Raw genomic sequence first — 26,649 nt, 5'->3', positions numbered from 1 at the left:
CGCCGTATCGCCGTGCCTCCTGCCTGAGAGACCTCCATGCTCGACCTGATCCTGCGGCACTGCAACCTGCCCGACGGGCGCACCGACATCGATATCGGCATTGCCGCGGGCCGCATCGCCGCGGTTGAGCCGGCACTGGCCGCGCACGCCGCCGACGAGATCGATGCGGCCGGCCACCTGGTGACGCCGCCGTTCGTCGATGCGCACTTCCATATGGACGCCACACTGTCGTACGGGTTGCCGCGCGTGAACCAGTCGGGCACGCTGCTCGAAGGCATTGCGCTGTGGGGCGAGCTCAAGCCGATGCTGACGCAGGAGGCACTGGTCGAGCGCGCGCTGGCCTATTGCGACTGGGCGGTGGCGCGCGGGCTGCTGGCGATCCGCTCGCATGTGGACGTGTGCGATCCGCGGCTGCTCGCGGTGGAGGCGCTGCTGCACGTGCGCGAGCGCGTGCGCCCCTACCTGGACCTGCAGCTGGTGGCGTTCCCGCAGGACGGCGTGCTGCGCGCGCCCGGCGCGCTGGACAACCTGAAGCGCGCGCTGGACATGGGCGTCGACGTGGTCGGCGGCATCCCGCATTTCGAGCGCACCATGGCGCAGGGCGCCGAATCTGTGCGGCTGCTGTGCGAGCTGGCGGCGGACCGCGGCCTGCGCGTCGACATGCATTGCGACGAGAGCGACGACCCGCTGTCGCGCCATATCGAGACGCTGGCCAGCGAGACCGTGCGGCTCGGCCTGCAGGGCAGGGTGGCGGGCTCGCACCTGACCTCGATGCATTCAATGGACAACTATTACGTATCCAAGCTGATCCCGCTGATGCGCGAGGCCGGCGTGGCGGCGATCGCCAATCCGCTGATCAACATCACGCTGCAGGGGCGGCACGATACCTATCCGCGGCGCCGCGGCATGACGCGGGTGCCGGAGTTGCTGGCGGCCGGCGTACCGGTGGCGTTCGGCCACGATTGCGTGATGGATCCGTGGTACAGCCTGGGCTCCGGCGACATGCTGGAAGTGGCGCACATGGGGCTGCATGTCGCGCAGATGACCGGGCAGGAAGCCATGCGCGCTTGCTTCGCCGCCGTGACCGCCATGCCCGCGCAGATCCTGGGGCTGGATGGCTACGGCGTGGCGCCTGGCTGCCGCGCCGACCTGGTGCTGCTGCAGGCGCGCGACCCGGTGGAGGCGATCCGCCTGCGCGCCACGAGGCTGCGGGTGCTGCGTGCCGGCAAGACCATCGCCAGCATGCCCATGGCGATGGCTGCGCTGGACCTGCCTGGCCGGCCGGCGCAGGTGGATTTCCTGCGGCGCGGCGGCGGGCAATAAGGATCACAAATTTTTTGTGTCAGGGTGTTGACAGTCCCTGACGCGCTCGGCATAATTTCTTTCTTCGCATCGCGGCAGCAATGCAGCGAAACGAAGCCCAGATGGCGGAATTGGTAGACGCACTAGGTTCAGGTCCTAGCGGTGGCAACACTGTGGAGGTTCGAGTCCTCTTCTGGGCACCAATATTTAGAAAGGCTCGCGCAAGCGAGCCTTTCTTCGTTTTAGCCCGGCGTGAGTGACCGGGTCACCGCCATTCGATACCGAGGCGGCGGTGCCGGATATGTGGAAGAAGCCCGCAGCGATGCGGGTTTTTTTCGTCCATTGTTTCCGTGCTGGTGCCGGGGCCGGCCTGCTTCAGCCGGCTGCCACCCCTTCCTCGCGCTGTGCTTCGCGCACGCAGTTGCGCCCTTCGGCCTTGGCGCGGTACATGGCAGCGTCGGCCGCGCCGAACAGCCGCTGCCAGTGACGCTCGCCGCCGCGCCCGATGGCCACGCCGAAGCTGGCGGTGACGCACAGCTGGGTGCTGCCCGACAGGTAGACCGGGCGCGACGCGATTTCCGCGCGCAGGGTTTCGGCCAGCGCGGCGGCCTCGCCCGGCCTGCCGTGCGGCAGCAGCAGCGCGAACTCCTCGCCGCCGAAGCGTGCCAGCACGCCTTCGGGCGGCACCAGCGCGCGCATCATCGCAGCGATGTCGCGCAGCACCTGGTCGCCGGCGGCATGGCCATGGCGGTCGTTGATCTGCTTGAAGCGGTCCACGTCGATCAGCACCAGGCTGGCGCTGTCGTGTGCCGCGTACTGCGCGGCCACCAGCTCCAGCGCGCGCCGGTTCAGCAGCCCGGTCAGGCTGTCGGTGCGCGCCTGGTGTTCCAGTTGTTCGGTCAGCGAGGCGCGCTCGCGCAGCTTGCGGCGCAGGATCTCGATGGCATCGAACAGGCGCCGCATCTCCGCCGCGGGCCTGGCGGACGCCGCTGGCGCAGCGTAGTGCGGGTGTTCGCGCGCCTCGGCCAGGCCGATCACTTCGTCGCCGGCGCGCAGCAGCGGCAGGATCACCGAGCGCTGCATGAACACCAGCACGTAGCCCAGCACGGCAAGGATCAGCGCCGACGTGCCGCACGCTGCCGTCAGTTCGCGCAGCGCTTGTGCGCGCGCTGCGGTGAAATGCGCGACCACCTCGTCCAGGAATACCCTGCGCAACCGCTCCAGCGGCTCCAGCGTGCGCACGTAGCGGTTGGTCAGCTCCGTCGGCGTCATCGAGTAATTGCCCGAGACGCGGCCCTGCGCAACCAGGCTGTCGATCATCGACAGGCCCTGGCCGAAGAACTGGTGGCCGGCGTCGGCGTATGCCTGCTCCAGCGCGGGCACGGCGCCGAACATGTTGTACGCCGGCCCCGCCAGCTGCCATAGCTCCAGCAGCCGGCCGCGCGAGCGCGTGGCGTCCACCAGGCTCTGCACTGGCATCGGCTGGCGCGCCGCCACGGGCGCCATGATCTGCGAGGCGATGCGCCCGCCATACTCGCGCAGGTCGCCCAGCATCCTGCCGGTCAGCGCCGGCGCCGCCAGGCCGTCGTCGCAGGCGGACAGTTCGCGCACCTGCCAGGCGATGACCGGCTGCAGCGCGTCCACGACCTCGAACATGCTTTCGATGGCATGGCGGATCTCGTCCATGTCACGGTCCTGGCGCGGCCGCCCGGCGAGTTCGTCGATCTCGGCCCGCGCCCGCGCCAGGCGTTCGCGCACGCGCTCGACCATGAGCGGCGGCAGGTGGTGGTTGTGCAGGCCGAAGGGTGCCGGCGGCGGCGCGGCCAGGCGCGCCAGCGCGGCATCGCTGCGGGCACGGAACGCTTGCAGGCGCTCACGCGCGGAGGTGTTGGGCGAGGGTGGATCTCCCAGCACGCTGTTGGCCGGTCCACGTTCCGCGGACAGCACGTTGGCGGCCTCGAGCAGCTCGCGGTATGCCGAGATGTCGTACAGGTTCTGCCGCGCCGAGGTGAAGTCGCCATACGAGCGGGCCATCACCAGCGCGGCGAGCACCAGGGTGCAGAGCCCGCCGACCGCCGTGGCGATCGCCAGCTTGCGCTTCAGGCTGCGGCTGCGTCCGGCCGGCGGTGCCATGCCCCCGGGTTCGGACTCACGCCGGCGCGCACGTTGCCACAAGGCCATAAGGTTTGCTCCCGGCGGCAGCTTGCCGGGCGATGTCTGCAAGATTTGTCATTACCGCCATTATTAACGAAAAGGCGCAGCGGCCAGGCCGAATTTGCTCGCTGACAGGGTCGTACGGGGCGCGCGCGGCCGAACATTCCCGGCTAACGCTGGCAGGGCATTTGACCTATGCTCGAACTCATCGGGCAGGCACATATAACGTCCGAAGGTGGTTGCCATGACTACGGTCTTGTCATCGAGAGAAAGGGAGGCGGGGACTTGCCCCGGGTGGCACGCATGTGCCGCGCATCACGGCATGGTCCTGCATCACCTGCAGTACAGCGTCATCCTGGCCATGCTGATGTGTGCACTGGCCCATGCAGATGACGCCGTTCCGGAAAGCCAGGGCGTCTCCGGCTGGGACCAGCCGCTGCAGGCGCAAGCCGGGCAGCCCGCCATGGCCGACGTGCCCGATCTGCTGGTTGCCGACACCGCTGCTCCTGCCTGGTCCGCCACGCCCGCCGAGCCCGTCACCGTCGAGTATGCCGCGCCGTCGCAGTCATCCCCATCCGCGTTAACGCTTGCCATGGGCCCCGGGCCCGATGACGATGCGCCCGGCCTTGCCGCGGTCGACCGTGAAACCGCCGCCATGGCCGAACGCCCGCGCCGGGTGTCGCTGCACCTGGATGACATCACCAGCGCAGGCGGTTTTGCCGACAGTCGCATGCGCACCATGGCGCTGGCGGTCGATGCCGTGGTGCCGCGCGCAGGCGGGCTGACCATCCAGCCGCGCTTGCAGCTGGCCTACCAGCCTGGCATGTCTCCCGTCTCCGGCATGCCGATGCAAGCCATGCCCGGCGATGCCAGCGCCGCCGGCATTGGCGTGCGCCTGTACGGCGCGCAGCCGACGCGGCTGGCCGGTATTTATCCCTTTGTCGAGGCTGACTGGTGGCAGGACAGCCGCAAACAGGTCATCAACATCAACGGCACCAAGATCGATGCCGACCTGCTGCGCGGGTTGTTCTCCTTCAACATCGGCGCGCATGGCAATACATCGACCGGCATGAAGCTGTGGTTCAAGGTGAGGGCGGGGCGCAACCCGGGCGGAACGGTCGGGGCGCGCTATCGGTGGTAGTGGTGGTAGTGGGGAGGGTGGCGCCAAATGCGAGCGCCGCAATGAAAAAAGGGCTTCCGTTTCCGGAAGCCCTTTTTCTTTCTGCATAGGTGGCGCGGCTGGCAGGATTCGAACCCACGACCCCTTGGTTCGTAGCCAAGTACTCTATCCAACTGAGCTACAGCCGCACACGAGAGGCGCCATTGTAGCGCAATTTCTGGTTTGCGCAAGCCCCCCGCCAAAAATCTTCAACTGGCCCCGATGCCCGCGCCGGTGCTACGCCGTGGCGTTCGACCAGATGCCGTCCGCTTCCTGCGCCTTGCCGTCATCGCGCAGCTTGAGCAGGTGCGCCAGCAGCGATCGCTGCGCAACCGGATGCATGCGCGGCGGCACATCGTCGTAGACGCGCAGCAGCAGCTCGCCGATCGGTGCCGGGCTCAGTTCGCGCAGTGCGGCAACGACCTTGGCCTCGCGCTGCAGCCGGTGCCGGACCAGGATGCGGATGGCGTCCTGCGGGCGCGCGATCAGGAAGCCATGGCCCGGCGCCAGCCAGTCGAGGTCTTCATCCTGCAGTGCTGCGAGCGAGTCCAGGTAGGCGCGCATGTCGCCATCGGGCGGGCCGATGACGACGGTCGAGCCCTGCATCACGTGGTCGCCGGTAAAGAGTGTCTGTTCTTCTTCCAGCAGGTAGCAGAGGTGGTTCGAGGCGTGGCCCGGCGTGTGGCACACGCGCAGGGTGCAGTCCTCGGTGATGGCAAGGCGCTCGCCGTGGTTCAGTTCGCGCTGTGGCTGGAAGCTGAGGTCCTGCCACTGGCCGGCAGGCGCGGCACGCCCGAGCACCGTGGCGCCGGTGGCGGCCTGCAGCGCGGCGGCAGCGGGCGAATGGTCCAGGTGGGTATGCGTGGCGAGGATCCAGCGGATCGGGCCGGGTGCGGCAGCAAGGATGGCGCGCACATGCTCGCCATCGTCCGGGCCCGGATCGATCACGGCCCATTCATTGCGCGCGCCGCCGCCTATCAGGTAGGTGTTGGTGCCCGGGCCCGTCATCACGTTGCCGTTGTTGGCGGTCACGCGCCAGACGCGCTCGGACAGTCGTACCGGCACGCCCGGTACCAGCTCATAACGGCCGTGCGTGTTGCCGTCGGGATCGATGCGGCCGATCTCGGCGTAGCACGGCTCGTTCGGCATCACCGGGCGCACGCCGGCCGCGCCGGTGGCCAGCCGCGGCATGATGCAGGCAATGCCGCGCAGCTGCGAGTAATAAGCGAAGCAGGCCGCGGCGCTTTCAAACTGCGCGATCGAGCTCAGCGTGCGGCGCGTGACGTGCATCAGCGGCAGGCCGCTGGCGGGATCGGCGGCCTCGCCGGGGCGAATCCAGCGGTGCTCCACGATCTCGGTGCCGTCGGGCACGGCCACCTGGCCTTCGGGGGCGATGGCGACAAAGAAGCGGGTATCGAAACGCTTGGGCAGGCCGGGGGGCGTCAGCCAGTAGCTGTGATAGGCGAGCCGGTCGGCCGCCAGGCGCAGGCCCAGTTGCTCGCAAGCGTGGGCCAGGCCGGGGCCGCCGCGCTGCACTGCCTCGCGCAGCAGCGCCTGGCCGGCGGCGCCGAGCTGGTGCGGCGAATGCGGGCGCCCGTCGCGGTCACAGGCAAACAGCAGGCCGGCCTCTTCATAGCATTCTCGCAAGGCGGCCAGGTAGAAGTCCAGGCCGCTGGCCGGCATGCCCAGGCGTTCGCTGGCAAGGGCGTCGTCCAGGCCGTGGGCATGCGCGTGCAGGGCCTTGTCCTGCGCGTCGAGCGTGCCGCCCGGGAAAACGTAGGCGCCGCTGCTGCGGTCGTTGGCGCGTTCGACGCGGCGTACCAGCAGCACTTCCATGCCGGCCGGCGCATCGCGCACGACGAGCAGGCTGGCGGCGGTGCGCAGCAGGGGAGCAGGGGTGGCAGGGCGGTTGCCGCTTGTCTCTGTGGTTGTCATTGTGTCGGCATCGTGGTTGTGCTGGCGGCACGCACCTGGCCGGAACCCGGGGCGCTGCCGCGTGCCATAGTTTAGCCGCGTTCAAGGATTCGCTATCGGCGGGGCATTGCCGGGCTGCCCGGGCGCGCCGGCTTTGGCTTTTCCGGCCAGAGGCAGTAACCTGATAGCTCCGCTTCACTTTTTGGGGTGCCCGTTGCCGGCGCCCTCCTTCTGAGGAGGTCCGCGTGATCCGAGCTTCTTGCCTGTGCCTGCCGCTGGTGTGCCTGCTGGCCGCCTGCGAAACGCCGCCGCAGATGGCACCGCGCCCTGTGCCCCCGGCCACCACCCGCATCACCGTCGATCCACAAGCCGCATCCAGGGCCGCGTCCATGGCCTGCGAGCCGGCCGTGGCGGAAGCCCTCAAGCGCCGCTACCCGCAGCCCGGCAGCGTGATGCTGATGGCCGACCGCGAGCAGTACTACCTGCGCCCCAATGCGCAAACCTCGGTCAATGGCGAAGGCGTGTTCGAGCCTGACGACAGTTCGTCGGCGATCGGCTTCCACTACGCCTGCCTGTACAACGCGCGTACGGGCAAGGTCGATGATGTGCAGATGCGCTATTGATCCTGCCGATCGTCCGCATTGCATGGCCTGCGTAGAAAATTCCAGGCCTCATTCAACAATTGTTGCGCGAAACGAATGTAATCGCGCGTCCCCATTTCCTTGACCAACCGGTCGACCGGCTCTTAGCATAGCCACGCGTATTTTCGAAGTTCGCATATAGAACTGTAGTTCTAGTGGCGTAACTTTGGCCGAAACTGGAGACAAGGAAGCTATGAGCAAGATTGCCGGGTTCTTCACCGAACTCATGCGCCGGTACCTGCCGGATCCCTTTGTATTTGCCATCGGCCTGACCTTGCTGACGATGGCGCTGGCGGTGACGGTGCAAGGGCAGGCAGCGCCGGCCGTGATCGCCAGCTGGGGCAAGGGGTTCTGGAACCTGCTGGCATTTACCACGCAGATGGCGGTGATCCTGGCGATGGGCTACGTGCTGGCCACCGCGCCGTTCACTGACCGCATGCTCGACCGCATCGTCAGCGCCGTGCACTCGCCGCGCACCGCGGTGATCGTCGCCACGCTGGTGGGCGGCATCGGCAGCTACCTGAACTGGGGCTTCGGGCTGGTGATCGGCGGCATCATCGTCAGGAAGCTGGCGCTGAAGGTCCGTGGCGTGCATTACCCGCTCATCATCGCCGCCGCGTACAGCGGCTTCACCCTGTACGGGCTGGGCCTGTCGGCCAGCATCCCGGTGCTGATCTCCACCCCGGGCCACCCGATGGAAAAGCTGATGGGCGTGATCCCGCTGTCTGAAACCATCTTCTCCACGCCGATGCTGCTGACCAGCCTGGCGGTGATCGTCACGCTGCCGCTGCTCAATGCCTGGCTGCATCCGCGCAACCCGGCCGAAGTGGTGGAGATCCGCCGCGACCAGGAACCCGCCAAGGCCGAGGCCGGCTCGGCCCACAGCATGGGCGGCGAGAACACCCTGGCCGCGCGCCTGAACAACAGCCGTATCCTGAGCCTGGCCATCGGCCTGTGCGGCATGGCCTACGCGGTCATCTACTTCACGCAGGGCGGCTCGCTCGACCTGAACCTGATCAACTTCCTGATCCTGTTCGCGGGCGTGCTGCTGCTGGGCACGCCGGTCAACTACGTGGCCAAGCTGAACGAAGGCATCAAGACCATTTCCGGCATCATCCTGCAGTATCCGTTCTATGCAGGCATCATGGCGATCATGGCCGGCTCGGGGCTGGTGGATACCATCTCGCGTGTGTTCGTGGAGATCGCCACGCCGCAGACGCTGCCGTTCTGGGGGCTGCTCAGTTCGTTCGTGATCAACTTCTTCGCACCGTCGGGCGGTGGCCACTGGATGATCCAGGGCCCGTTCATGGTCGATGCGGCCAAGGCCATCAACAGCTCGGTCAGCCAGACCTCGATGTCGGTGATGCTCGGCAATGCCTGGAACGACCTGGTGCAGCCGTTCTGGATATTGCCGGCGCTGGCGCTGTCCAGGCTGAACCTGAAGGACGTGATGGGCTACACCGTGATCATGATGTTCTGGGTGGGCCTGATCTACATTGCCGCGCTGCTGCTGTGGGGCGCGCAGATTGCCTGACTTTGACCCGCGGCCAGCGTGCCGCTGACAGGAGGATTGCCATGCCGTACCTGATCGAAACCGTCGACAAGCCCAATCACCAGCATGTGCGCCAGGCCACCCGTGCCAGCCACCTGGATTACCTGGAAGCCAACAAGGACTTGCTGCTGGCTTGCGGCGCCAAGCTCAACGACGATGGCTCGGATGCCGGAGGCGGCATCTATATCGTCGATGTCGACACCCGCGACGCGGCACAGCAATTCATCGACGCCGATCCGTTCACCGAGGCGGGTTTGTTTGCCGAGGTGCGCATCGTGCGCTGGCGCAAGGCCTATCTCGACGGCGTGCGCCATCTTTGACGAGGCAGCCCGCGCTGCCTCCATCCCACCATACCCCCGGACAAGGAGACCCCATGTTGTTCATGGCAGAAATGACCGTCAAGATTCCCGCATCGCTCGATCCACAACTGGTGGAGCAGCTCAAGGCCGACGAGAAGGCCATGTCGCAGCGCCTGCAGCGCGAAGGCAAGTGGCGCCACCTGTGGCGTGTGGTGGGCCAGTACGCCAACGTCAGCATCTTCGATGTCGGCGACAACGACGAACTGCACACGCTGCTGACCATGCTGCCGCTGTACCCGTACATGGAGATCAAGGTCACGCCGCTGGCGCAACACGGTTCGGCCATCGCGCCGAACTGAGCGCCTGCCATCCAGCCACCTGATCCTGAGCCAAACGCCATGCCATACGCCGACCTCGCCAACCTCCGACTGCATTACCGCCTCGATGGCGCCGAGCACCTGCCGGTGCTGGTGCTGTCCAATTCGCTGGGCACCAGCTTCAGCATGTGGGAGCCGCAGGTGGCGGCCTTCAGCCAGCACTTCCGCGTGCTGCGCTATGACACGCGCGGCCATGGCGAGTCGTCGGTGCCGGCGGGTCCGTACAGCATCGCGCAACTCGGCGGCGACGTGATCGCGTTGCTCGATCACCTTGGCATCGGCGAAGCCAGTTTCTGCGGCTTGTCGATGGGTGGCATCACTGGCATGTGGCTGGCCCTGAACCATGGTCCGCGCCTGCGCAAGCTGGTGTTGTGCAATACCGCTGCCTATATCGGCCCGCCGGAGAACTGGACCAACCGCGCCGCTGCGGTCGGGCGCGACGGCGTGGCATCGATCGCTGCCGCGGTAGTCGACAAATGGCTCACCCCGCCGTACGCGGCCGCGCATCCGGGGCTGGTGGCATCGCTGCGCGCCATGCTCGGGGCCACCCCGGCTGCGGGCTACGCGGCCAACTGCCTGGCGGTGCGCGATGCCGACCTGCGCGCGCAAATCGAAAAGATCGCCACGCCGACGCTGGTGATCGCTGGCTCGGGCGACCTGCCCACGCCGCCGCGCGATGGCGTGTTCCTGGCGCAGACGATCCCGGGCGCCCACTATGTCGAGCTGGAGGCCGCACATATCTCCAACCTGGAGCAGGCCGAGGCGTTCAGCAAGGTGGTGCTGGATTTCCTGACGCGCTGAGGCTCTGAGGCGGAAAGGCCGAGCCATGCGTGCGGCTTTCATCACCCCTGATAGTGCTTATGATTCACCCGTGACCGATGCCGCCGGCGTTCGGTGCGCTTGCCCTCGCTTCCCGGCTTCAGAGGAATTGACAGGTCACCGGCGCGCGGGACAAGATGCGCACGGAATAGATGCGCCTTCGGGACGACATGCCGGCAGTCATAGCCGCAACACCCGAAAAGCCGCAAAAACATTGGGAAAACGGGGTCATGAAGCCATCCTTGCGTCAACTGGCGAGCGCGGTCACGCTTGCCGTCATGCTGTCCGGCTGTGCGTCCGCGCCGGATCACGGAACCAGCCCGGCAGTCGCCGAGCAACCGCCGTCCGACCAGGCGATGAAGGCCTTGTCCGCCGAGGTCTTCACCTTCGCCTATCCGATGGTGCTGACGGACGTGACGCGCGAGCTGATGACGCTGCGCACGCCGGCCAATACCTTCCACCACAAGCGCACCTTCCCGGACGCCAGCTTCACCGACGTGGTCAGCCCCAATGCCGACACGCTGTATTCGTCGGCCTGGCTCGACCTGTCCAGGGAGCCGGTCATCCTGTCGGTGCCCGATACGTACGGGCGCTACTACCTGATGCCGCTGATGGATGCGTGGACCAATGTGTTCGCGTCGCCGGGCAAGCGCACCACCGGCACCCGCCGCGGCAACTTCGCCATCACCGGGCCTGACTGGCGCGGCACGCTGCCCAAGGGCATGCAGGAGATCCGTTCGCCCACGTCGATGGTCTGGTTGATCGGCCGTACGCAGGCCAATGGCAAGCAGGACTTCCCGGTGGTGCACCGGCTCCAGGACCAGTACCGGCTGACGCCGCTGTCGGCCTGGGGTGGCGGGCGGCGCGTGCCGGAGAAGGCCGCGCCGCGGCCCACGGCCATCGACCCTGAAAGCTCGCCCGTGGAGCTGGTGGCGGCAATGGATGCACAGGCCTTCTTCACGCGCTTTGCCGCCTTGCTGCCGGCCAATCCGCCGGCGCCCGCCGATGCCGCCATGGTGGACAAGCTCCGCCGCATGGGCATCACCCCGGGGGTGCCGTTTAAGACCACGGTGATGGAGCCCTCCACCGCGCGCGCGGTGCAGGAGGGTGCTACCGCTGCGCTGGCCGCGATCGTTCAGGGTGCGCGCAAGGGCAATGCCGATGCCGGCAACGGCTGGGTCATGCATCGCGACCTGGGCACTTATGGCACCAGCTACGGCCGCCGCGCGGTGACCGCGTGGGTGGGCCTGGGTGCCAACCTGCCCGAAGACGCGATCTACGCCTCCACCCGCACGGATGCCAACGGCAAGCCGCTGCAGGGCGGGGCGCGCTATGTGCTGCATTTCGACAAGGACCAGTTGCCGCCGGCGCGCGCGTTCTGGTCGCTGACGCTGTACAACGACCGGCAGGCGTTCATTCCCAACCCGATCCAGCGCTACGCCGTGGGCAGCCGCGACCGCCTGCGCTACAACCGCGACGGCTCGCTCGATATCTATATCCAGCACGAGCGCCCGGCCGGCGCCAAGGCGGCGAACTGGCTGCCGGCGCCGCCCGATGGCCTGAACATGATGCTGCGCGCGTACTGGCCGGAGCAGGTGCTGCTGGACGGCAACTGGATGCCGCCGGCGGTGATGCAGGTGGACTGACGAGGCCGCCATCGAGGACAAAGGCCGCATGCCTGTGAGGGGCATGCGGCCTTTGTCTTTTCCTGCCAGCGCAATTGGCGCTACGCCGTCTCAGTTCGCGTGCGTGGCGCAGGCCGTGCAGGCGTTGCCGGCGTGGGGCACTGCCGCGGCGGTGGCGGCTGCAGGCTTGCTGAGGCGCTTCCAGGTCGTTGCGCCCCGCGCCGACAGCCGCGCGCGCAGCGCGCGGGCCGCGCTGACCATATTGGCCAGCGCTGCTTCGGTCTCTTCCCAGCCGCGCGTCTTCAGGCCGCAGTCCGGGTTGACCCACAGCCGCTGCGGCGGCACCACCTCGCAGGCGCGGTCGAGCAGCCGCTCCATGGCCTGCACCGACGGCACGCGCGGCGAGTGGATGTCGTAGACACCCGGCCCGATCTCGTTCGGGTAGTCGAAGTCGCCGAAGCCTTCCAGCAGTTCCATCGCCGAGCGCGAGGTCTCGATGGTGATCACGTCCGCGTCCATGGCCGCGATGGCGGGCAGGATATCGTTGAACTCGGCATAGCACATATGCGTGTGGATCTGGGTCTGGTCCTGCACGCCGCTGGCCGACAGGCGGAAGGCAGTGACGGCCCAGTCCAGGTAGGCATCCCAGTCGGCACGGCGCAGCGGCAGGCCTTCGCGCAGCGCGGGCTCGTCGATCTGGATCACGCGGATGCCGGCCTGCTCCAGGTCGCACACTTCGTCGCGGATGGCCAGGGCCAGCTGGCGCGCGGTGGTGGCACGCGGCTGGTCGTCGCGCACGAAGGACCACTGCAGCATGGTGATGGGGCCGGTGAGCATGCCCTTCATCGGCCGCTCGGTCAGCGATTGCGCGTAGCGGGCGGTATCGACCGTCATCGGCTCGGGCCGGTACACGTCGCCGTAGATCACCGGCGGCTTGACGCAGCGCGAGCCATAGCTCTGCACCCAGCCGTTCTCGGTAAAGCCGTAGCCGCACAGCTGCTCGCCGAAGTACTCGACCATGTCGTTGCGCTCGGCTTCGCCGTGCACCAGCACGTCCAGGCCCAGTGCTTCCTGCTTGCGCACGGCCACCGCGATCTCGGCACGGATGCGCTCCAGGTATTCGAGCGCGCCGATCTCGCCACGCTTGAACGCGGCGCGGGTCTGGCGGATGGCTGCGGTCTGAGGGAACGAGCCGATCGTGGTGGTCGGCAACAGCGGCAGCTGCAGCGCCTGGCGCTGGCGCTCGATGCGCTCGGCAAAGGGGCTGGCGCGGTCGGCCATGCCGGCGCTCACGGCTGCCAGCCGCTGCTGCACCCGCGGGTTGACCACCCGGCGCGAGGCGCGGCGCGAGGCCTGCGCGGCGTCGGATGCTGCCAGCGCTTCGGCGACCACGGCGTCGCCTTGATTCAACGCGCGGCCCAGCACGGACAGCTCGTCGAGCTTTTCGGTGGCAAAGGCGAGCCACGACTTCAGCTCGACATCGAGACGCACTTCATGCGCGAGCGACACCGGCACATGCAGCAGCGAGCACGACGGTGCCAGCCACAGGCGCTCGCCCAGCGCGGCCTGCACCGGGCGCAGCGTGTCCAGGACTCGGCGCAGGTCGGTGCGCCAGATATTGCGGCCGTCGATCACGCCCAGCGACAGCACGGCGTGCGCGGGCAGCGCGGCCTGCCATGCGGCCAGTTGTTCCGGCGCCCGCACCAGGTCGATATGGAAGCCGTCGACCGGCAGGGCGGCGGCGCGCTGCGCATGGTCGGCGGCGGTGTCGAAATAGGTGGCCAGCAGCAACTTGGGGCCGGCTTCGCGCAAGGCAGCATAGGCGGTGTCGAATGCGTCGAGCCAGGCCGGCTCCAGGTCCAGGCACAAGGCCGGCTCGTCGATCTGCACCCATTCGATGCCGCGCGCCTTGAGCTGGTCGAGGATGCGGCGATAGCCCTGCAGCAGTTGCGGCAGCAGGGTCAGGCGGTCGAAGCCCGCCACATGGCTCTTGGACAGCCACAGGTAGGTGACCGGCCCGATCAGCACCGGGCGGGCGCGCAGGCCAAGCGCCAGCGCCTCATCGGCTTCCTCGAAGAACCAGGCCGGGCCGCCGCCGAAAGTGGTCTCGGCGTCCAGCTCAGGGACCAGGTAGTGGTAGTTGGTGTCGAACCACTTGGTCATTTCCATGGCCGGCTGCTCGCGGTTGCCGCGTGCCAGCTCGAAGTACTGCGTCAGCGTGAGCCGGGCCGGATCGAAGCCGAAGCGGCGCGGCAGCGCGCCCAGCAGCGCGGTCAGGCTCAGCATCTGGTCGTAGTACGCAAAGTCGCCGGTGGCCACCGTGTCCAGGCCGTGGTCGGCCTGCAGCTGCCAGTGGCGGCGGCGCAGTTGCGCGGCCACGTCGCGCAGCTCGGCTTCGGTGCGATCGCCGCGCCAGAACGCTTCTTGCGCAAATTTCAGTTCGCGGCGTTCGCCGATGCGGGGAAAGCCGAGGATATGGGTGCGTGCCATGGAGGTTGCTCCGGAAGATGTCTGGCGCACAGTGTCGGTTTGCCCGTAAAATGAATCAAGCGACAAGTTTTAAACAACATATGAATGAGTTTCATATCAAGACAGACGGGCAACAGGTTGGGGGCGCCGCATGATCGAAGTCCGCCATTTGCGCTCGCTGGTGGCGATTGCCGAGTCCGGCAAGCTGGCCACCGCGGCCGAGCGCGTGCATGTCAGCCAGTCAGCGCTGTCGCACCAGATCAAGGCGATCGAATCGCACTACGGCCTGCCGCTGTTCGACCGCACGCGCCAGGGGCTGCGCTTCACGCCGGCGGGCGAACGCCTGCTGGCGCTGGCGCGCGAGGTGCTGGCCGCGGTCAGCGCCGCCGACCGCGATATCGAACGGCTCAAGGGCGACACCCGTGGCGAGCTGCGCGTGGTGCTGGAATGCCATACCTGCTTCGACTGGCTGATGCCCGTGATGGACGAGTTCCGCCGCCGCTGGCCGGAAGTGGAGGTGGATCTGGTGGCGGGCTTCCACGCCGACCCGATCGCGCTGCTCAGCGACGGCCGCGCCGACATGGTGATAGGCTCGCAGCCGGCGGCCCGACGCGGGCTGGAGGTGGCGCCGCTGTTCCGCTTCGAGATCCTGGCGGTCATCGCCAATGAACACCGGCTGCGCAACAAGCGCCGCATCGAAGCCGGAGACCTGGCCGGCGAAACGCTGATTACCTATCCGGTGCCCGAGCAGCGCATCGACCTGATCCGCGAGGTGCTGGAGCCTGCGGGCATCCACCTGGAACGGCGCACGGCGGAACTGACGGTGGCGGTGCTGCAGCTGGTAGCCAGCCGCCGCGGCGTGGCGGCGCTGCCCAACTGGGGGGTGAAGAACTACGTCGACCACGACTACGTGCTGGCCAAGCGCATCGGTGCCAGAGGCTTGTGGAGCGAGCTCTATGCCACGGTGCCGGCGGCGATGGCGCGCAGGCCCTACGTGGCGGACTTTGTCTCGATCGTGCGCGATACGTGCGCGGCGCAGCTCGATGGGATCGAACTGCTGCCGCAGGCTGCTTAGGCGCGGTTCACGCGGGCAGGGCCAGGGCCGGCTCACTGTTGGTGCGGCGCATGGCGGCGCGCGGTGCCGGCTCGGCCACGGCGTCGCTGTCGGGGTCATCCACGTCGGCAAACAGCAGTTCCACGTCGAAACCATTGTCGAGGCGGCGCAGGAACAGCCACAGCTGGCCGGCATCCTGCGCCGTCAGGGTGGCATGCAGCACGGCCTGCCGGGCCGCGTCGAAGCTGAGTTGCGCGGGCGCCAGGCCGGTACGGCGCGCATTGGCCAGCACCCATTCCATGGCGCCGAACAGGTCGGCGGTTTCGAGTCGCAGCGAGAGGTGCAAGGTGGGGAGGGTGGTGGCTGGCATGTGTTGTTTCCGGCAGGTCGTTCGATAAGGTAAATTTACCAGCCGTTACGCAAAATTGGCTTCTAAATTTTCTTCGATATGGCTTCTAGTGGAGAATAAACATCCATTCATGGCAGAATCTAAGGATGTTTCTTTTCTTGTGGGTATTGCGATGGCACAGCCGCCCAAACTCGACGACACCGACCGGCGCATCCTGCGTGAACTGCGGCGCGATGGCCGCCTGTCCAATGCGCGGCTGGCCGAGCAAGTCGGCTTGTCGGCCACGCCCTGCTGGAACCGTGTGCGCGCGCTGGAAGAAAGCGGGGTGATCGAAGGCTACGCCGCGCTGCTGAACCAGAAGGCGCTGGGATTGCCGGATACCGTGCTGATCGAGGTCACGCTGGAGCGGCACGACGACGACATGCTGTACCGCTTCGGCAAGGCCCTGGCGGAATTGCCTGAGGTGATGGAGGCCCACTTGCTGACGGGCGAATATGACTACCTGATCAAGGTCGCCGTGGCGGGGACCCTGGGTTATGAGGAGTTCCTGCGGCACAAGCTATACAAGCTGCCTGGCCTGCGCCACAGCCGCTCGACCTTTGTGCTGCGCACGCTCAAGCGCGAGCCTTCGGTCGAGCCCTGAGCAGCTTGTCAGGCTGTCCTGAGCACCTCGGCGGTGGTATTGCGCAGCGCGCGCATAGCCTCGTTGCATTGCTGCGGCGTGGTCGGGTGTACCAGTAGCGCCCAGCGGCCATGCTGCACGGCCTCACGCACCGGCGTTATTACCAGTTGATGGTCCGGTCGTGCGGTCACCAGCCCCGCCAACAGCATGCCGAACACCATGCCCAGGAAGAGGGCCGCCCCGATTGCGAATCCCGGGCTGTCCATGACGGCCTCGACTCCCTGCCGGTGCAGGATGCCGACAATGGCCAGCCCGACCACCGCGCCCAGCGTACCCATCATCAGGTGCGAGCGCACCGCGGTGCGCGCGATGGCATCGTTCTCGGGCTCCAGCTTGCGGCCGAAGTGCGCTTCGTATGGATGCACCAGCCGCACCTGCCCGCGCCGGAGATGGGCCTCATGGCAGACCCGTTCGGCGGCGTCTTTGGCTGCCGACCTGGTATCGAACAGTGCTGCGATCTTGGTACTGGCTTGCTCAGCGTTCAAGGGATTACCGGTCATGGCCTGCTCCTGCTGGGGCCGAGGGCCGCCGTCAGGTGATGTGCACTGCGCTTTTTGTCGCCTGAAACGGCTCCGGCGATGTCCTGTAAACCGAGTCTACCGACCCGCTTGAAGCGGCTGCATAAGGGGATTGCGCGTACTGCTGTAGGACTTCGCCGACGGCCGTCCCGCCCCGCCTCGGCGGGGAATCCGAGCGCGAAGGTGCAATTCCGCTCATAATGTCGGCGGTGCCGGGCCGCGCCCCCGCCTTTTGACCAAGAATTCCGGTATGAATGACACAGAAATTGAGCTGATCGACTCGGCGCGCCTGCCGACGCGATTCGGCGACTTTACGGCGCACGCCTTCAAGGGCGCCGATTCAGGCATCGAACACCTGGCCCTCAGCGTGGGCGATGTGACGGGCGATGGCGTCCTGATCCGCATGCATTCCGAATGCCTGACCGGCGACGTCTTCGGTTCCTGCCGGTGCGACTGCGGTCCGCAGCTCGAGCTCGCCATGGAAAAGATTGCCGCCGAAGGCCGCGGCATCCTGCTGTACCTGCGCGGGCATGAAGGCCGCGGCATTGGCCTGGCCGAGAAGATCCGCGCCTACCGCCTGCAAGACGGCGGGCTCGACACGGTCGACGCCAACCTGGCCCTGGGCCAGGCGATCGACGCACGCAACTACGCCTTCGCCGCCGACCTGCTGCACCAGTGGGGCGTCAAGTCCGTGCGCCTGATGAGCAACAATCCGCTCAAGGCCGCAGCGCTCGAGAAGGCCGGCATCACGGTTACCGAGCAGTTGCGCCACATCGTGCCGTCCAACGCCGAGAACGAGAAGTACCTGGCTACGAAGCGCACGCGCATGGGGCACCTGCTCGACTGATCGCGCTTGAGCGCTGCAGGCAGCCGCCGCGCTGCCTGGACCGGCCCGCTGCCAGGAATCCTGGGGCGGGCCTTTTCTTTTGCCCGGCGATCGCGCGAAGAACCGTACTTACCCTTGGTTAGTTGCTCATGGAAACTATTGCCCATAGAATCTATCGGCCGCCTGATCACCCGTTCCCATGTCCAACACTGCCAGCACCACCGATTCCATCCTGGAATTCATGTCGTTTCGCCTGAACCGCCTTTGCGAAATGACCAAGAGTTCCGCCTCCGGCTTTTACGAGCGCGAGTTCGGCATCGGCCTGCGGGAGTTGCGTGTGCTGCGTTTTGCCGGGCTGGAGCCGGGCCTGACGCTGACGCGCCTGATCGAACTGGTGTTGCTGGAGAAAACGGTGACTTCCAAGCTGGTCACCGCGCTGGCAAAGCGGGGCCTGCTGCGCCGTGAAGTCGGCGAGGCCGACGCCAGGCAGCTGAACCTTTACCTGACCGCGGCGGGCGAAGCACTGGTCGCACGGACGTACCAGCGCGGCGACATGCTGGAGAAGATGTTCCTCTCGGTGCTGACGGAAGCGGAAGTGCAGACGCTGGACCGCTGCATCGACAAGCTGACCGCGGCCTTGATCGAGCACCAGCAGGGCGCGGATGCGCAGGCTGGCTAGCCCCGCGCGCGGCAATCCCTCAAACAAAACAAAGCAAGGAGACAGCATGTCGTTGAAGACCTATCCGGAATCCTCGCGCCCCTGGCGCCGCCTGGCATGCATGGCGCTGTGCGCGGCCAGCCTGCCGGCCTGGAGCCAGAGCGCCGGCAGCGCTGCCGGGAGTGTGGCCGCCCCGGCAGCCGCGGCGCCGACCCTGGTCGCAGCGCTGGACAGCGACCCGAACCGCCTGGGCTGGATGCAGGGCTTCCCGCCGCCGCCGAACAAGCTGATCACGCATACGCCGGGCGCCGACAGGTTTCCGCGCAATCGCTGGCTGTTCTCGCATATCCGAGAACTGGTGCCGACCGCGTCCGTCTGGCGCGGCGCCGGCCCGGCCAGCGCGCTGCCGCGTGCGGAACGGGATGTCGGCTCGGTGCAGTTCACCGATGCGGACGGCACCCGCCGCACCTTCGACGAGATGCTGGCGCTGACCTACACCGACGGCATCCTGGTGATGCACAAGGGCAAGGTCATCTATGAGCGCTATTTCGGCGCGCTCGACGGGCACACGCCCCATATCGCCATGTCGGTCACGAAGTCATTTGTCGGCACGCTGGCCGCGATGCTCGCGGCCGACGGCAAGCTCGACCCGGCGGCATCGGTGACGCGCTACCTGCCCGAACTGGCTGGCACGGCCTACGGTGACGCCACGGTGCGGCAGGTCATGGACATGACCATCGGCGTGCGCTACTCCGAGGACTATGCCAATCCCAAGGCAGAGGTGTGGGACTACGCGCGTGCGGGCGGCATGCTGGCCCGCCCGGCGGGCTACAGCGGCCCGGGGACGTTCTACGACTTCCTGAAGACCCTGCAGAAGGAAGGCGACCACAATGCGGTGTTTGCCTACAAGACGGTCAATGCCGAGGTGCTGGCGTGGATCGTGCGCAGGGCCTCGGGCCAGTCGCTGGCCAAGCTGCTCTCGGAGCGGATCTGGCAACCGATGGGCGCGGAGCAGGATGCGTACTTCACCGTGGACAGCATCGGCACGGAGTCGGGCGGCGGCGGGCTGAACACCACGCTGCGCGACCTTGCGCGCTTTGGCGAGACCATCCGCGGCAACGGGCGCTTCAATGGCAAGCAGATCATTCCGGCCTCGGTCGTGGCGGATATCCGCAGCGGCGGCGACCGGGACCAGTTTGCCAGGTCGGCCAGCGCGCCGGTGCTGCCGGGCTGGAGCTATCGCGACATGTGGTGGGTCTCGCACGACAGCCACGGCATGTTCCAGGCCGCCGGCATCCATGGCCAGCGCATCTATATCGACCCCAAGGCCGAGCTGACCATCGTGCGATACGCGTCGCACCCCGTGGCCGGCAACGCGGCCAACAATCCGATCACGTTCCGTGCTTTCCGGGCGCTGGCGGAAACGCTGATGCGATAGGGAGATGGCCCCCGGGGCGGCGTGGGCAGCGCCGCCCCGGCAATACCGTTTTCTACTTTTCAGCGGCCGGTTGACCGGCCGCCGCGGCATCGCGCGGCGCCACTTCCGCCATGATGCGCTCGCCGTGGTCGCGCTGCGCGACCTTCAGGTCATAGTCCAGCTGCAGGTTCAGCCACGACTGCGCATCGCCGCCAAAATAGCGCGCCAGGCGCAGGGCGGTGTCCGGCGTGATGCCACGTTGCTCGCGGACGATGTCGTTGATGCGCGCCGCGGTCACGCGCAGCGCGAGGGCCAGGGCGTTGGCGCTCATGTTGAGCGGTACCAGGAAATCCTCGCGCAGGATTTCGCCCGGGTGGATGGGACGCATGCCGTCCTTGAAGCGAACCATGTCTGTCTTCCTCAGTGGTAGTCGATGATCTCAACGACCGCGGGGCCGTCGTGGGTCCAGATGAAGCAGATTCGCCATTGCTCGTTGATGCGGATGCTGTAGCGGCCTTTGCGGTCGCCGGTCAGCAACTGCAGGCGATTGCCCGGCGGGGAGCGCAGGAACTCCAGCGTCGACGCTCTCTGCAGCAGCCGCAGCTTGCGTTCGGCCACGGCGCGGATATTGCCGAAGCGCGGTACACAGCGGCCCGCGAACAGTTCAGCGGTGTCGGAACATCTGAATGACTGAATCATATCGTATATCGGTAATCGATAAATAGCAATGCAGCGAAAGTCAGGCTTTGGCCTGGCGCGAACGGTCATGAAAGCCGCTCGCCTCTCGCACCGCACCGTCACTTGTCTGATTCCGTGCGACGTGATCGATACCAATTCTTTTCCAACCTGATAGACTGTATGGATGTACAGTGGTCGGACCGTCCCCGGTCTCCTCCTTAACGTCCTGATTCGAAAAGAGAAATCGTGTCGAGCAAGCAGCTAATCCGCATTCGCGGCGCCCGCCAGCACAACCTCAAGAATGTCGATCTCGACCTGCGCCCCGGCGAGATGACCGTGGTGACCGGGCCGTCCGGCTCGGGCAAGTCCAGCCTGGTGTTCGACACGCTCTATGCCGAAGGCCAGCGCCGCTACGTCGAGACCTTCAGCGCCTACGCCCGCCAGTTCCTGGACCGGATGGACCGGCCCCAGGTGGAGCGCGTGGACAGGGTGCCGCCCGCCATCGCCATCGACCAGACCAACCCGGTGCGCAGCTCGCGTTCGACGGTGGGCACGATGACGGAGCTGAATGACCACCTGAAGCTGCTCTATGCGCGCGCGGCGGAGCTGTTCGACAAGCAGACCGCGCTGCCGGTGCGCCATGACTCGCCCGAAACCATCTACGCCGAGCTGCTGGCGCGCACGGCCGAGGGCCAGCCGCATCACGACGCGCGCCTCGTGGTGACCTTCCCGGTCGAACTGCCCGAGTCCGCCACCGACGAAGAGGTCCAGCAGTGGCTGTCGGTCAGCGGCTATACGCGCGTGCAGGCGCAGCGCGTGGTGCAGTCGCCCACCGGCGCACGCAAGCTGCTCGATGTGGTGGCGGACCGCTTCCGCATCGGCAATGCGGAGAAGGTGCGCGTGGTGGAGGCGATCGAAGCTTCGCTCAAGCGCGGCGGCGGCCGCGTCAACATCTATGTGCTGGCTGACGGCGACGAGGGCCCCGTATGGCGCTTTTCCACCGGCCTGCACAGCCCCGACAGCGACCTGCGCTATGCGGACCCGCAGCCGGCGCTGTTCTCGTTCAACTCCGCCTACGGCGCGTGCGAGACCTGCCGCGGCTTCGGCCGCGTGATCGGTGTCGATCTTGGCCTGGTGATCCCCGACGCGCGCAAGACGCTGCGCGGGGGCGCGATCAAGCCGATGCAGACCCCGGCCTGGAAGGAGTGCCAGGACGACCTGATGCGCTACGCGGGCAAGGCCGGCATTCCGCGCGACACCCCCTGGGCGGAGATGACCGAGGCCGAGCGCCACTGGGTCATCCATGGCTCGCCGGACTGGACCGGCCAGTGGAACAAGCACTGGTACGGCGTGATGCGGTTCTTCAACTACCTGGAGTCGAAGGCGTACAAGATGCACATCCGCGTGCTGCTGTCGAAGTACCGCAGCTACACGCCGTGCGAAACCTGCGGCGGCGCACGCCTGAAGACCGAGTCGCTGCTGTGGCGCCTGGGCTCGAAGGACAATGCCGACGCCGTGCTGGCGCCGCCGCGCCGCTTCCTGCCGCGCGGGGTGGACTGGGACCGCACCCGGCTGGAGGCTTTGCCCGGCCTGACCGTGCATGACCTGATGCTGCTGCCGATCGAGCGCATCCGCCGTTTCTTCGACGAGCTGACCCTGCCCAGCGCGATGCTGGACGATGCCCTCAAGCTGCTGCTGGCCGAGGTGCGCACGCGCCTGAAATACCTGTGCGACGTGGGTTTGGGCTACCTGACGCTGGACCGCCAGAGCCGCACGCTGTCCGGCGGCGAGGTGCAGCGTATCAACCTGACCACGGCGCTGGGTACCTCGCTGGTCAACACCTTGTTCGTGCTGGACGAGCCCAGCATTGGCCTGCACCCGCGCGACCTGAACCGCATTGTCGAGGCCATGCACCGGCTGCGCGATGCGGGCAACACGCTGGTGGTGGTTGAGCACGATCCGTCCGTGATGCTGGCTGCCGACCGACTGATCGACATGGGCCCGGGCCCCGGCGAGCGCGGCGGCAATATCATCTTCGACGGCACGCCGGCGGACATCCGCAATGCCGGCACGCTGACCGGCGAGTACCTGGGCGGGCGCCGCCGCGTGGCCGATGCCTCGCACTGGCAGCGCCGACCGGTGGATGCCAAGCTGCCGCGCATCGTGCTGGAAGGCGCCACCGAGCACAATCTGCAGGACGTCACGGTCGAGATCCCGCTGCAGCGGCTGGTGTGCGTGACCGGCGTGTCGGGTTCGGGCAAGTCCACGCTGCTGCAGGACGTGCTGCATCCGGCCATGGCGCGCCACTTCGGCAAGGCCACCGAGTCGCCGGGCGCGTTCCGCCAGCTGACCGGCGCGGACCTGGTCGACGATGTGGTCTTTGTCGACCAGTCGCCGATCGGCAAGACCGCGCGTTCCAACCCGGCCAGCTACGTGGGCGCGTTCGACGAGATCCGCAAGATCTTCGCCAAGGCGCCGATGGCGCTGCAGCGCAGCTACACCGCGGGCACCTTCAGCTTCAACTCGGGCGACGGGCGTTGCCCGACCTGCGGCGGCTCGGGCTTCGAGCATGTCGAGATGCAGTTCCTGAGCGATGTCTACCTGCGCTGCCCGGATTGCGACGGCACCCGCTATCGCCCCGAAGTGCTGGAAGTGAAGATCGAGCGTGCCGCCCCCGGCCAGCCGCCGCGCTTGCTGAGCATTGCCGACGTGCTGGAGCTGACCGTCAGCGAAGCGGCCGCCTGCTTTGCCGCCGACCCCGCGGTGCTGCGCGTGCTGCAGCCCATCGTCGATGTCGGCCTGGAATACATGAAGCTGGGCCAGCCGGTGCCGACGCTGTCGGGCGGCGAGGCGCAGCGCCTGAAGCTGGCCGGCTTCCTCGCCGAAGCGGTGCAGGCCACGCCGTCGCGGACCCGGCCCAGCGCCATCCCGCGCCGGCTGTTCATGTTCGACGAGCCGACCACGGGCCTGCACTTCGACGATATCGCCAAGCTGATGCGCGCCTTCGGCAAGCTGCTGGACGGCGGCCATTCGCTGATCGTGATCGAGCACAACCTGGACGTGATCCGCGCCGCGGACTGGCTGATCGACCTTGGCCCCGAGGGCGGCGACGCCGGCGGGCGCGTGGTCTGCACCGGCACCCCGGAAGACGTGAAGCGCTGCGCCGAATCGCATACCGGCCAGGCGCTGATCCACTATGACGCGGCGCTCGGCGAGGCCGGCACGCTGGCCGCCGAGCGCGCCGAGATCGAAGGCGTGCCGCTGCAGGCCGCGCTGCAGGCACGGGGCGCGCGCCGCGAGGTCGAGGGCGAGGACGTGGTGCGCATCGTCAATGCGCATGAGCACAACCTGAAGGCGCTCAACGTCGATATTCCGCACGGCAAGTTCAACGTGGTCACCGGTGTGTCCGGATCGGGCAAGTCGACGCTGGCCTTCGACATCCTGTTCCACGAAGGCCAGCGCCGCTACCTGGAGTCGCTCAATGCCTATGCGCGTTCCATCGTGCAGCCGGCGGGCCGGCCCGAGGTGGATGCGGTCTACGGCATCCCGCCGACGGTGGCGATCGAGCAGCGCCTGTCGCGCGGCGGCCGCAAGAGCACGGTGGCGACCACCTCCGAGGTCTGGCACTTCCTGCGCCTGCTGTACGTCAAGCTGGGCATCCAGCATTGCGTGCATGACGGCGCGCCGGTGACCTCGCAGAGCCCGGAGTCGATTGCCGCCCAGCTGCTGCGCGACCATCGCGGCCAGCACGTGGGGCTGCTGGCGCCGCTGGTGGTCAACCGCAAGGGGGTCTATACCGACCTGGCCAAGTGGGCCAAGGCGCGCGGCAATACTCACCTGCGTGTCGATGGCGAATTCCTGCCGGTCGACCCGTGGCCGCGGCTGGACCGCTTCCGCGAGCACACCATCGAGCTGCCGGTGGGCGACCTGGTGGTCTCGCCTGAGAACGAGGCCGAGCTGCGCGCGCTGCTGGCGCAGACGCTTGAGGCCGGCAAGGGCGTGATGCACCTGCTGGCGCCGCTGGACGGCCTGCATCACGCCATGCACAAGGGCGGCACCGCGCACGTGGGCGAGGTCAAGGTGTTCTCGACCAAGCGTGCCTGCCCGGTGTGCGGCACCAGCTACCCTGAGCTGGACCCGCGCATGTTCTCGTACAACAGCAAGCACGGCTGGTGCACCACCTGCGTGGGCACCGGGCTGGCACTGACGCGTGAGCAGCGCGCGGCGTTCGACGATACCGTGCTGGTGGAAGACAACCGCGGCCGCGAGCAGAGCCTGCCGTCGGAAGAGCAGGAGCCCGAAGGCGTGGTCGACACGCCGTGCCCGGATTGCCACGGCACGCGCCTGAACCTGGTCGCGCGCGCGGTGACCTTCGACGAGAATGCAATCGTCGACGTAGCGCAGTGGACCGTGTCCGATACCCGCGGCTGGGTCGATGGCCTGCGCCTCACGGGGCGCGATGCCGAGATCGCCCGCGATGTCATCAGCGAGATCGGCAGCCGCCTGCAGTTCCTGGAGGAAGTGGGGCTGGGCTACCTGAGCCTGGACCGTGCCGCGCCCAGCCTGTCTGGCGGCGAGGCCCAGCGCATCCGCCTGGCCGCGCAGCTGGGCAGCAACCTGCAGGGCGTCTGCTACGTGCTGGACGAGCCCACCATCGGCCTGCATCCGCGCGACAACCAGATCCTGCTGGACGCGCTGCGCAAGCTCGGCGACAAGGGCAATACGCTGGTGGTGGTCGAGCATGATGAAGACACCATCCGCCGTGCCGACCACATCATCGATATCGGCCCCGGTGCGGGCAAGCGCGGCGGCACGCTGGTGGCACAGGGCGGCGTGGCCGACCTGTCGGCGGCGCCGGACTCCACCACCGGGCAGTTCCTGGCGCACCCGATCATCCATCCGCTGCAGGCCAGGCGCAAGGTGAAGCCCGGCGCCGCCGGCAAGCCCGCCGATCCGCCGGAATGGCTGACCGTGCACGGCGCGTCGCTGCATAACCTGCGCAAGGTGACGGCGCGCATTCCGCTGTCGCGGCTGGTGGCCATTACCGGCGTGTCCGGTTCGGGCAAGTCCACGCTGGCGCGCGATGTGCTGATGACCAACCTGCTCGATGCGGTGGGCCGCTCGGTGCTGTCGTCGCCGGCGACCCGGCGCGCGCGCAACGCTGCGAAGGATGAGGCCAAGGCAGCCAAGTCGAGCGCCAGGAAGCCGCTCAATGTCGAGCACAACTGGCATGGCTGCGACGCCGTCACCGGCTGGGAATCGATCGACCGCGTGCTGGAGGTGGACCAGACCCCGATCGGCAAGACGCCGCGCTCATGCCCGGCCACCTATATCGGCGTGTGGGACACCATTCGCCGGCTCTTTGCCGATACGCTGGAAGCGCGCGCACGCGGCTACACGGCGTCGCGTTTCTCGTTCAACACCGGCGACGGGCGTTGCCCGGCATGCGAAGGGCAGGGCGTGCGCACCATCGGCATGAGCTTCCTGCCGGATGTGAAGGTGCCGTGCGATGTCTGCCACGGCCAGCGCTTCAACCCCGAGACCCTGGCGGTCACCTGGCGCGGCAAGAATATCGGCGACGTGCTGACGATGGAGATCGACGAGGCGGTGGAGTTCTTCTCGGCCATGTCGAACATCGCCCATCCGCTGCAGCTGATGAAGGACGTGGGCCTGGGCTACCTGACGCTGGGCCAGCCGTCGCCAACGCTGTCCGGCGGCGAGGCGCAGCGCATCAAGCTGGTGACTGAACTGAGCAAGGTGCGCGACGACATCACGCGACGTGGCCAGAAGGCGCCGCATACGCTGTACGTGCTGGACGAGCCCACCGTGGGCCTGCATATGGCCGACGTGGCGCGCCTGATCCGCGTGCTGCATCGGCTCACGGACGGCGGGCACAGCGTGGTGGTGATCGAGCATGACCTCGACGTGATTGCCGAGGCCGACTGGATCATCGACCTTGGCCCCGAAGGCGGTGCGGGCGGGGGCGCCATTGTCGGCGCGGCCGATCCGGAGGCCTTGTCGCGCAACGCGGCCAGCCATACCGGTGCAGCGCTGGTGCCGGTGCTGGCACGGGGCAATGCCGTGGCAGGCAAGGTGAGCATCGCCTGAGGGATTGGCGCAGCGAAGGGCGTACGGGCACGCCTTTCGCTTGACCAT

General features: G+C 67.5%; 21 protein-coding genes and 2 tRNA genes. 15 read left to right on the top strand and 8 right to left on the bottom strand.

Annotated elements, in window-relative coordinates:
* Window positions 1-36 precede the first annotated feature (36 nt).
* Window positions 37-1,323: an amidohydrolase family protein gene (locus tag AC1Q6V_RS17675; protein WP_439671903.1), complete on the top strand. Its 1,287-nt coding sequence runs from the start codon at window positions 37-39 to the stop codon at window positions 1,321-1,323.
* Between the two features lie 95 nt (window positions 1,324-1,418).
* A tRNA-Leu gene (locus tag AC1Q6V_RS17670) sits at window positions 1,419-1,505 on the top strand.
* 172 nt (window positions 1,506-1,677) lie between these two features.
* Here AC1Q6V_RS17670 and AC1Q6V_RS17665 read toward each other — a convergent pair.
* Entirely contained in the window at window positions 1,678-3,483 is a 1,806-nt protein-coding gene (locus tag AC1Q6V_RS17665; RefSeq protein WP_037024232.1) for a GGDEF domain-containing protein, read from the bottom strand.
* Window positions 3,484-3,700: 217 nt separating this feature from the next.
* Here AC1Q6V_RS17665 and AC1Q6V_RS17660 point away from each other — a divergent pair, with 217 nt between their 5' ends.
* Complete coding sequence (locus AC1Q6V_RS17660; protein WP_037024230.1) at window positions 3,701-4,597, top strand: hydrolase; 897 nt, start codon at window positions 3,701-3,703, stop codon at window positions 4,595-4,597.
* 90 nt (window positions 4,598-4,687) lie between these two features.
* On the opposite strand, the gene AC1Q6V_RS17655 is transcribed toward AC1Q6V_RS17660, so the two are convergent.
* A tRNA-Arg gene (locus tag AC1Q6V_RS17655) sits at window positions 4,688-4,764 on the bottom strand.
* Between the two features lie 88 nt (window positions 4,765-4,852).
* The gene (locus AC1Q6V_RS17650; protein ID WP_439671902.1) at window positions 4,853-6,550 is read right to left on the bottom strand and encodes an MBL fold metallo-hydrolase; all 1,698 of its coding nucleotides are present in this window, start codon (window positions 6,548-6,550) and stop codon (window positions 4,853-4,855) included.
* A gap of 224 nt (window positions 6,551-6,774) precedes the next feature.
* Between AC1Q6V_RS17650 and AC1Q6V_RS17645 the strand changes: the two genes are divergently transcribed.
* The 6 genes from AC1Q6V_RS17645 (at window position 6,775) to AC1Q6V_RS17620 (ending at window position 11,863) form a co-directional block, all read left to right on the top strand.
* Entirely contained in the window at window positions 6,775-7,152 is a 378-nt protein-coding gene (locus AC1Q6V_RS17645; protein ID WP_010814573.1) for a hypothetical protein, read from the top strand.
* Between the two features lie 211 nt (window positions 7,153-7,363).
* The gene (locus tag AC1Q6V_RS17640) at window positions 7,364-8,704 is read left to right on the top strand and encodes a short-chain fatty acid transporter (protein ID WP_454750241.1); all 1,341 of its coding nucleotides are present in this window, start codon (window positions 7,364-7,366) and stop codon (window positions 8,702-8,704) included.
* A gap of 41 nt (window positions 8,705-8,745) precedes the next feature.
* Window positions 8,746-9,042, top strand: a complete 297-nt coding sequence (locus tag AC1Q6V_RS17635; protein ID WP_010814571.1) for a YciI family protein — start codon at window positions 8,746-8,748, stop codon at window positions 9,040-9,042.
* Window positions 9,043-9,095: 53 nt separating this feature from the next.
* On the top strand, window positions 9,096-9,380 hold the full coding sequence (gene catC, locus AC1Q6V_RS17630; protein ID WP_010814570.1) for a muconolactone Delta-isomerase: 285 nt from the start codon (window positions 9,096-9,098) through the stop codon (window positions 9,378-9,380).
* 39 nt (window positions 9,381-9,419) lie between these two features.
* The gene (pcaD, locus tag AC1Q6V_RS17625; protein ID WP_058696817.1) at window positions 9,420-10,199 is read left to right on the top strand and encodes a 3-oxoadipate enol-lactonase; all 780 of its coding nucleotides are present in this window, start codon (window positions 9,420-9,422) and stop codon (window positions 10,197-10,199) included.
* Between the two features lie 248 nt (window positions 10,200-10,447).
* Window positions 10,448-11,863, top strand: a complete 1,416-nt coding sequence (locus tag AC1Q6V_RS17620) for a DUF1254 domain-containing protein (protein WP_454750242.1) — start codon at window positions 10,448-10,450, stop codon at window positions 11,861-11,863.
* Between the two features lie 90 nt (window positions 11,864-11,953).
* Here the strand turns inward: AC1Q6V_RS17620 and metE are convergent, their stop codons facing one another.
* Entirely contained in the window at window positions 11,954-14,332 is a 2,379-nt protein-coding gene (metE, locus tag AC1Q6V_RS17615; protein WP_454750243.1) for a 5-methyltetrahydropteroyltriglutamate--homocysteine S-methyltransferase, read from the bottom strand.
* Window positions 14,333-14,462: 130 nt separating this feature from the next.
* Here metE and AC1Q6V_RS17610 point away from each other — a divergent pair, with 130 nt between their 5' ends.
* A complete protein-coding gene (locus AC1Q6V_RS17610; protein ID WP_010814566.1) occupies window positions 14,463-15,386 on the top strand; it encodes a LysR family transcriptional regulator in 924 nt (307 codons plus the stop codon).
* Between the two features lie 7 nt (window positions 15,387-15,393).
* Here AC1Q6V_RS17610 and AC1Q6V_RS17605 read toward each other — a convergent pair whose 3' ends face one another.
* Window positions 15,394-15,735: a hypothetical protein gene (locus tag AC1Q6V_RS17605; RefSeq protein WP_010814565.1), complete on the bottom strand. Its 342-nt coding sequence runs from the start codon at window positions 15,733-15,735 to the stop codon at window positions 15,394-15,396.
* 151 nt (window positions 15,736-15,886) lie between these two features.
* On the opposite strand from AC1Q6V_RS17605, the gene AC1Q6V_RS17600 reads away from it, so the two are divergent.
* Window positions 15,887-16,357 carry an Lrp/AsnC family transcriptional regulator gene (locus tag AC1Q6V_RS17600; protein ID WP_010814564.1) on the top strand — a complete coding sequence of 157 codons (471 nt, stop codon included), beginning with the start codon at window positions 15,887-15,889 and terminating at the stop codon, window positions 16,355-16,357.
* Window positions 16,358-16,365: 8 nt separating this feature from the next.
* On the opposite strand, the gene AC1Q6V_RS17595 is transcribed toward AC1Q6V_RS17600, so the two are convergent.
* On the bottom strand, window positions 16,366-16,896 hold the full coding sequence (locus AC1Q6V_RS17595; protein WP_454750244.1) for a riboflavin biosynthesis protein RibA: 531 nt from the start codon (window positions 16,894-16,896) through the stop codon (window positions 16,366-16,368).
* Window positions 16,897-17,164: 268 nt separating this feature from the next.
* Here AC1Q6V_RS17595 and ribA point away from each other — a divergent pair, with 268 nt between their 5' ends.
* The 3 genes from ribA to AC1Q6V_RS17580 all read left to right on the top strand — a co-directional run bounded on the left by ribA (window position 17,165) and on the right by AC1Q6V_RS17580 (window position 19,836).
* Window positions 17,165-17,761 (top strand): GTP cyclohydrolase II, encoded by a 597-nt coding sequence (gene ribA, locus AC1Q6V_RS17590; RefSeq protein ID WP_010814562.1) that lies wholly within the window; start codon window positions 17,165-17,167, stop codon window positions 17,759-17,761.
* 178 nt (window positions 17,762-17,939) lie between these two features.
* Entirely contained in the window at window positions 17,940-18,419 is a 480-nt protein-coding gene (locus AC1Q6V_RS17585) for a MarR family winged helix-turn-helix transcriptional regulator (protein WP_010814561.1), read from the top strand.
* 46 nt (window positions 18,420-18,465) lie between these two features.
* Window positions 18,466-19,836 (top strand): serine hydrolase domain-containing protein, encoded by a 1,371-nt coding sequence (locus AC1Q6V_RS17580; protein ID WP_454750245.1) that lies wholly within the window; start codon window positions 18,466-18,468, stop codon window positions 19,834-19,836.
* Window positions 19,837-19,888: 52 nt separating this feature from the next.
* On the opposite strand, the gene AC1Q6V_RS17575 is transcribed toward AC1Q6V_RS17580, so the two are convergent.
* Entirely contained in the window at window positions 19,889-20,224 is a 336-nt protein-coding gene (locus tag AC1Q6V_RS17575; protein ID WP_010814559.1) for a HigA family addiction module antitoxin, read from the bottom strand.
* 11 nt (window positions 20,225-20,235) lie between these two features.
* Window positions 20,236-20,514 (bottom strand): type II toxin-antitoxin system RelE/ParE family toxin, encoded by a 279-nt coding sequence (locus tag AC1Q6V_RS17570; RefSeq protein ID WP_010814558.1) that lies wholly within the window; start codon window positions 20,512-20,514, stop codon window positions 20,236-20,238.
* A gap of 225 nt (window positions 20,515-20,739) precedes the next feature.
* Here AC1Q6V_RS17570 and uvrA point away from each other — a divergent pair, with 225 nt between their 5' ends.
* Window positions 20,740-26,601, top strand: a complete 5,862-nt coding sequence (uvrA, locus tag AC1Q6V_RS17565; RefSeq protein WP_454750246.1) for an excinuclease ABC subunit UvrA — start codon at window positions 20,740-20,742, stop codon at window positions 26,599-26,601.
* Window positions 26,602-26,649 lie beyond the last annotated feature (48 nt).

It is taken from the genome of Cupriavidus sp. GW823-FHT07B10 (assembly GCF_058794355.1).
The sequence above is the reverse complement of the archived record's forward strand: the minus strand, read 5'-3'. Positions and strand labels throughout refer to the sequence as shown.